The organism is Microbacterium sp. PF5, assembly GCF_004794315.1.
Taxonomy (GTDB): Bacteria; Actinomycetota; Actinomycetes; order Actinomycetales; family Microbacteriaceae; genus Microbacterium; species Microbacterium sufflavum.
In genome coordinates this window covers 1-5,947 of sequence record NZ_SSDQ01000152.1, presented here as the reverse complement: position 1 = coordinate 5,947, position 5,947 = coordinate 1, and the positions used below count along the sequence as shown (strand labels likewise).

Below are 5,947 nucleotides of genomic sequence, written 5' to 3'. Positions count from 1 at the left end.
GACAGACGCGGGCGCGACAGACGCGGGCGCGACAGACGCGGACGCGACAGACGCGGACGCGACAGACGCGGACGCGGGCGCGACAGACGCGGGCGCGGAAGCAGGGGCGACGGCGGAGTCGCGCAGGCCCCGGGCCGTCACCCGGGTCACGAGCGCATCCTCGGGTCTTCGGTGGGATCGGCATACATCTGCGGGCAGCCGTCCGCCGCAGCGTCGGGGCGCAGCTCGTAATGCCAGGACTCGTTCGCATAGGTCTGGCACAGGCCGTAGCGCCAGCCGCGCTGCGCCAGCCAATCGAGTGCGGGCAGCGGTCCCAGGTCGACCGCGTCACCGGACACGTGCGCGGAGGTCTGCGGCGTGGCGACCCAGCGGCGCGCCTCCGCCTCCGAGCCGTACTCGGCGATCGCGTCCTGCAGCATCCGCTCCTGCAGCTCGGCCGAACGCCAGCCGCTGTTCACGCGGAACCCGACGCCGTCGACCTCGGCGTCGGTCGCGGCCCGCTGCAGGGCGGCGAGCAGATCGGGGTCGAGGTTGCCGACGCTCGGCCGCTCCACGTCGAACACGGTCGGCTGGTCACCGTCGGCGATCGTGCCGTCCGCATCGCCGTGGTCGGTCCCCGCGCCGCCGGAAGACAGATCGGGGAACGGGGTCGGCGCCGGAGACGGGACGGTCCGTCCGGCGTCGGCGGAGGCGGCGGCCAGCGACTGCTGCACCGCGAGCGCGCCGAGGACGACGAGGGCCAGCGCCAGCAGCGCCGCACCGAGACGACGGCGGCGCGACCGCGGTGGTCGGGGGTTCGTGCGGGTGTTCATGGTTCCAGTGAAGGAAGCGCGCGGTTGCGAGGACGTATGCGCTTTTGCATACGTTCGCGATATACCGCGGTGCGTAGGATCACAGCCATGCGTGTGCTGATCGTCGAGGACGAGCCCTACCTCGCCGAGGCCGTCCGCGACGGGCTGCGCCTGGAGGCCATCGCGGCCGACATCGCGGGCGACGGCGACACCGCTCTGGAACTGTTGAGCATCAACTCGTACGACATCGCCGTGCTCGACCGCGACGTGCCCGGCCCCTCCGGCGACGACATCGCGCGGTGGATCGTCGCGTCCGGCAGCGGCATCCCGATCCTCATGCTCACCGCCGCCGACCGGCTCGACGACAAGGCCACCGGGTTCGAGATCGGCGCGGACGACTACCTCACCAAGCCGTTCGAGCTGCGGGAGCTGGTGCTGCGCCTGCGGGCCCTCGACCGCCGCCGCCAGCGCTCCCGGCCGCCCGTGCTCGAGGTCGCTGGCCTCCGGCTCGACCCGTTCCGCCGCGAGGTGTACCGCGACGACCGGTACGTGGCCCTCACCCGCAAGCAGTTCGCGGTGCTCGAGGTGCTCGTCGACGCACAGGGCGGCGTGGTCAGCGCCGAGGAGCTGCTGGAGCGCGCGTGGGACGAGAACGCGGACCCGTTCACGAACGCCGTGCGCATCACGGTGTCGTCGCTGCGCAAGCGTCTGGGCGAGCCCGGCATCATCCGCACCGTTCCCGGCGTGGGGTACCGGATCGAGGCGGACGCTGATGCCTAGGCGCCGGGGGATGAGCGCCCGGCTGAAGCTGACCCTCAGCTACGCCGGGATCGTCGTGGTGTCCGGGGTGCTGCTGCTCGCGGCCGTCGCGCTGTACCTGCTGCGGTACATCCCCGACGTGCAGATCATCGCCGACATCCGCGTGCCCAACCGCTCCGACCTCATCCGCGCGTTCGTGCCGGTGGCGATCGCGGTCATGGTGGCCCTGCTCGCGATCGGGCTCGGCGGGGGCTGGCTGCTCGCCGGACGCATGCTGGCGCCCCTCGAACGCATCAGCGACGCCGCCCGCCTCGCCGCCCAGGGGTCGCTGTCGCATCGGGTGCGCCTGGAGGGGCCGCGCGACGAGTTCCGCGACCTCGCCGACGTGTTCGACGGCATGCTCGAGCAGCTCGAGGCGCACGTGGCCGAGCAGCAGCGGTTCGCGGCGAACGCCTCGCACGAACTGCGCACGCCCCTCGCGATCTCGCAGACGCTGCTCGAGGTCGCCCGCGACGACCCCGACCGCGACGCGGAGGAGCTGATCGCCCGCCTGCGCGAGGTGAACACGCGCGCGATCGCGCTGACCGAGGCGCTGCTGCTGCTCAGCCGTGCGGAGCAGCGCACGTTCCCGCGGCAGCTGGTCGACCTGTCGCTGCTGGCCGAGGAGGCGGTGGAGGCGCTGCTGCCCCTGGCCGACCGCCGCGGGGTCGCGGTCGAGGTGGGTGGGGCCGCCGCGCCGATGCTCGGGTCGTCCGCCCTGCTGCCCCAGCTCGTCACGAACCTGGTGCTCAACGCGATCGTGCACAACCTGCCCAGCGGCGGGGCGGTGGCCGTGCGCACGCACATGATGCCGCAGGCCGTCGCGCTCGTCGTGGAGAACACGGGCGAGCGCCTGTCGGAGCACCGGATCGCGACGCTGGTGGAGCCGTTCCAGCGCGGGTCCGAGCGCACGCGCGACGACCACGCCGGTGCGGGGCTCGGGCTGGCGATCGTGCAGCGCATCACCGAGACGCACGGCGGCACCCTGGTGCTGACGCCGCGCGCGGAGGGCGGCCTCGTCGTGACGGTGTGGTTCCCCCTCCCGTACCCGCGCTGACCGCCGGGCCGCGGCGATCTCGCTGCACCGCGTCTGCACGATAGTGTTTCGCCATGATGCCCGAAAAGCCGCGCGAACGCGGTGCTCTCTCCCGCCGCACGATCGTCCACGCGGCGTGGATCGCACCGGTCATCGCGTTCTCTGCCGCTGCTCCCGCCGCAGCCGCCTCGCTCGGCACCCCGGAGCTGACGCTCAGCGCCTTCGCCCTCGACGCGAACTACGCCTGGGGCACGGTCACCCTCTCCCGCCCCGGCACCGCCGATCTGACGCAGACGTTCGACTTCCAGGGCGACGGAGCCTCCGCCTGGGAAACGATCTACACGGGACAGTCGACGAACTCGTCGGGCTACTACGCCAGCACGCTCCCGCGGTCCGTGATCGGCGCGTACACGCAGCTCCGCGCGGTCGCCAGCGTCACCGGGTACGGCCCGGTCTCGAGCGCCCCCGTCGCCCTCTCCGACATCTGGGCCTGAGCCGTCCGGAGGGTCACCAGGGGCTGGGCTCGTAGTCCTTCAGGAAGACGCCGTGGATGTCCTCGCCCGCCTCGCCGCGCACGATCGGGTCGTACACGCGGGCGGCGCCGTCGACCAGGTCGAGCGGCGCGTGGAAGCCCTCTTCGGCCAGCCGGACCTTCGTGTAATGCGGACGCTCGTCGGTGATCCAGCCGGTGTCGACGGCGGTCATGAGGATGCCGTCCTTCTCGAGCATCTCCCCCGCGCTGGTGCGGGTGAGCATGTTCAGCGCGGCCTTCGCCATGTTCGTGTGCGGATGGCCCGGTCCCTTGTAGCGGCGGGAGAACTGCCCCTCCATCGCCGACACGTTCACCACGTACTTCCGGTGCGCGGACGACGCGGCCATCGAAGCGCGCAGACGGCTGATCAGCAGGAACGGCGCCGTCGTGTTGGCGAGCTGCACCTCCAGCATCTCCAGCGGATCCACCTGGTCGACCGACTGCACCCAGCTGTTGACGCGGTTCACGTCGGGCACGAGCCCGCCCGCGTCGATCGCCGTGCCGTCCGCGTGCTTCTCCAGCGACGACGAGCCGGGGGCCATCGCGAGCCGGGCGAGGTCTTCGGCCGTGAGCGCCTGCCCGCCCTGCTCCGCGACCGTGCCGCCGAGCGCCGCGACCGACAGCAGCGGGTGCGCATCCACCGATGCCTGCAGCGCCTGCGGATGCGGATCGGCGGTGTGGCCGAAGGTCTCCATCTCCGGCAGCGGCCCGTCGGGCAGGGGCTGCAGCTCCGCGTCGGCGAGCAGCGAGTACGCGCCCGGTGAGCGGCGCACGGTCTGCGCGGCGTTGTTGATGAGGATGTCGAGCGGGCCCTGAGCGGCGACCGAGTCGGCGAGCCCGATCACCTGGGCGGGGTCGCGCAGGTCGATGCCGACCACGCGCAGGCGGTGCAGCCAGTCGCTAGCGTCGGGCAGGGCCGAGAAGCGGCGCACGGCATCGCGCGGGAACCGGGTCGTGATGGTCGTGTGCGCCCCGTCGCGCAGCAGCCGCAGCGCGATGTGCATGCCGATCTTGGCGCGACCGCCCGTGAGCAGGGCGCGCTTGCCGGTGAGGTCGGTGCGGGCGTTGCGCTTGCCGTGGCTGAAGCGCGCGCAGTCCGGGCACAGCTGGTGGTAGAACGCGTCGACGAGCGTGTACGGCTGCTTGCAGATGTAGCAGTTGCGCGGCTTGAGCAGCTCCCCCGCGATCGGGGCGTCGACCACGCTCGACGCGAGGTCGTTGCCGCGGGTCTCGTCGTCGATGCGGTCGGGAGCACCCGTGGCGGTGCGGGCGACCACGGCCTTGTCGGCCTCGGCGATCGCATCGCGGATCTGCTTGCGGCGCACGCGCTTGACGTCTTTGAACATCGCGGCGGTCGCCTGGCGCACGGCGATGAAGTCGGGGTGCTCGTTGTCGATCGTGTGCAGCTCGCGGAGCACCCGCAGCGTCGTGGCGAGGTCGTCGGGGTCGATGCCGGGGCCCAGGTCGGGGGTGGCGTCGGGGGCATCGGTCATTGTGCCGATTTTACGCGAGTCGCCTGGGTGCCGACCCCGCGCCTCCGACGCCCTCCCGGCGCTCAGGCGATGCCGCCGCCGTCGACCACGAGGGCTGCGCCCGTGACGTAGGAGGAGTCGTCGCTCGCGAGCCACACCACGGCCTGCGCGACCTCCTCGGGCTCGCCCATGCGGCGCAGCGGGCGGTCGGCGGCCTCGGCCAGGAAGGAGTCCGCGTCCTGCGCGAGCTGGCGCGCCTCGTCCCGCAGCATGCCCGTGTTCACGTCGCCCGGGTTGACCGAGTTCACGCGGATGCCGGCGGGCCCGTGGTCGATCGCGAGCGCACGGGTCATGTTCACCACGGCGCCCTTGGACGCGCAGTACGACAGGGCGCGGCCGCCGCCCTTCAGACCCCAGCCCGAACCGGTGTTGACGATCGAGCCACCGCCCGCGGCCTCCATGATCGGCACGACGTGCTTGCACATGAGGAAGATGGCGCGCACGTTCACGCCGAACACAAGGTCCCACTCGTCGACCTCGATCTCGACCGCGGTCTGGCGGCGGATGATGCCGGCGTTGTTGAACACCACGTCGACCCCGCCGAACTCCTGCACGGCGGTCGCGACGACCCGCTCGATGTCGGGCTCGCGGGACACGTCGGCGGCGACCGCGACCGCCGTGCCACCGGCATCGCGGATCTCGGCGGCCACGGCCTCGGCCGCCTCGGCGTTCAGGTCGACCACGGCGACGGCGGCCCCCTCCGCCGCGAGCGCGAGGCAGGTGGCACGGCCGATGCCGCCCGCGCCGCCGGTGACGATGGCCTTCTTGTTCTGGAGTCGCATGGGGGGTCCTTTCGGGGGTCAGACGGGGGAGAGTTCGGGTGCGGTCACAGGGTAGAGACTGCTCGTGCCGACGCCGGTGACGACGCGGATGTGCCCGGCGAGCCGGGCGTCGAGCACGGGATCGCCCGTGTCGACGAGCAGGGGCCGGCCGTGCAGGTCGACGAGCTTCTGCTCGGGCGCGACGACCAGCAGGGGGTCGTCGCCGAGCGCACGGAGCACGGCCGCGGAGAGCTGCTGGTTGCCTCGGCCGAGCAGGAACCCTTGTCCGCCGATCACGGTCACCACGGCCTGCGCGGCGCCGAGCGCGAGTTCGTCCCGCAGCTGCCGTTCGCTCGCGCCGCGGACGAGGAGCCGCCCGTCGAGCACGACGTCGACCCCGAGGGGCGTGCCGTCGAGGCCGAGCTGCCGCGCGATCTCGGCCGTGGTGCCGCCGGGGCCGAGCAGGTAGCGCACGCCGGGCTGCATCCGGGCGACCG

General features: G+C 72.7%; 7 protein-coding genes. 3 read left to right on the top strand and 4 right to left on the bottom strand.

Annotation, left to right across the window (positions count from 1 at the left end; all coding sequences use genetic code 11):
• Positions 1-146 precede the first annotated feature (146 nt).
• A complete protein-coding gene (locus DW297_RS15280; RefSeq protein WP_136033945.1) occupies positions 147-812 on the bottom strand; it encodes a M15 family metallopeptidase in 666 nt (221 codons plus the stop codon).
• Positions 813-899: 87 nt separating this feature from the next.
• Here DW297_RS15280 and DW297_RS15275 point away from each other — a divergent pair, with 87 nt between their 5' ends.
• Genes DW297_RS15275 through DW297_RS15265 form a run of 3 tightly spaced genes read left to right on the top strand, consistent with a single transcriptional unit; the run spans position 900 to position 3,119 of the window.
• Entirely contained in the window at positions 900-1,571 is a 672-nt protein-coding gene (locus tag DW297_RS15275) for a response regulator transcription factor (RefSeq protein WP_136033943.1), read from the top strand.
• A 10-nt stretch (positions 1,572-1,581) separates the two neighbouring features.
• On the top strand, positions 1,582-2,646 hold the full coding sequence (locus DW297_RS15270; protein WP_136033940.1) for a sensor histidine kinase: 1,065 nt from the start codon (positions 1,582-1,584) through the stop codon (positions 2,644-2,646).
• 53 nt (positions 2,647-2,699) lie between these two features.
• A complete protein-coding gene (locus tag DW297_RS15265; protein WP_136033938.1) occupies positions 2,700-3,119 on the top strand; it encodes a hypothetical protein in 420 nt (139 codons plus the stop codon).
• A gap of 13 nt (positions 3,120-3,132) precedes the next feature.
• Here DW297_RS15265 and DW297_RS15260 read toward each other — a convergent pair whose 3' ends face one another.
• The 3 genes from DW297_RS15260 to DW297_RS15250 form a co-directional block, all read right to left on the bottom strand.
• Positions 3,133-4,650 (bottom strand): SDR family NAD(P)-dependent oxidoreductase, encoded by a 1,518-nt coding sequence (locus DW297_RS15260; protein WP_136033936.1) that lies wholly within the window; start codon positions 4,648-4,650, stop codon positions 3,133-3,135.
• A gap of 62 nt (positions 4,651-4,712) precedes the next feature.
• Positions 4,713-5,471: an SDR family NAD(P)-dependent oxidoreductase gene (locus tag DW297_RS15255; RefSeq protein ID WP_136033934.1), complete on the bottom strand. Its 759-nt coding sequence runs from the start codon at positions 5,469-5,471 to the stop codon at positions 4,713-4,715.
• 18 nt (positions 5,472-5,489) lie between these two features.
• Positions 5,490-5,947: ATP-NAD kinase family protein (locus DW297_RS15250; protein ID WP_205828312.1), on the bottom strand; the 458-nt coding region annotated here is incomplete at its 5' end.

Excerpts from the sequence above, each read along its gene's own strand:
- DW297_RS15265 (WP_136033938.1), top strand. The coding sequence starts at position 2,700 with ATGATGCCCGAAAAGCCGCGCGAACGCGGTGCTCTCTCCCGCCGCACG.
- DW297_RS15280 (WP_136033945.1), bottom strand. The coding sequence starts at position 812 with ATGAACACCCGCACGAACCCCCGACCACCGCGGTCGCGCCGCCGTCGT.
- DW297_RS15275 (WP_136033943.1), top strand. The coding sequence starts at position 900 with ATGCGTGTGCTGATCGTCGAGGACGAGCCCTACCTCGCCGAGGCCGTC.
- DW297_RS15255 (WP_136033934.1), bottom strand. The coding sequence starts at position 5,471 with ATGCGACTCCAGAACAAGAAGGCCATCGTCACCGGCGGCGCGGGCGGC.
- DW297_RS15270 (WP_136033940.1), top strand. The coding sequence starts at position 1,582 with ATGAGCGCCCGGCTGAAGCTGACCCTCAGCTACGCCGGGATCGTCGTG.
- DW297_RS15260 (WP_136033936.1), bottom strand. The coding sequence starts at position 4,650 with ATGACCGATGCCCCCGACGCCACCCCCGACCTGGGCCCCGGCATCGAC.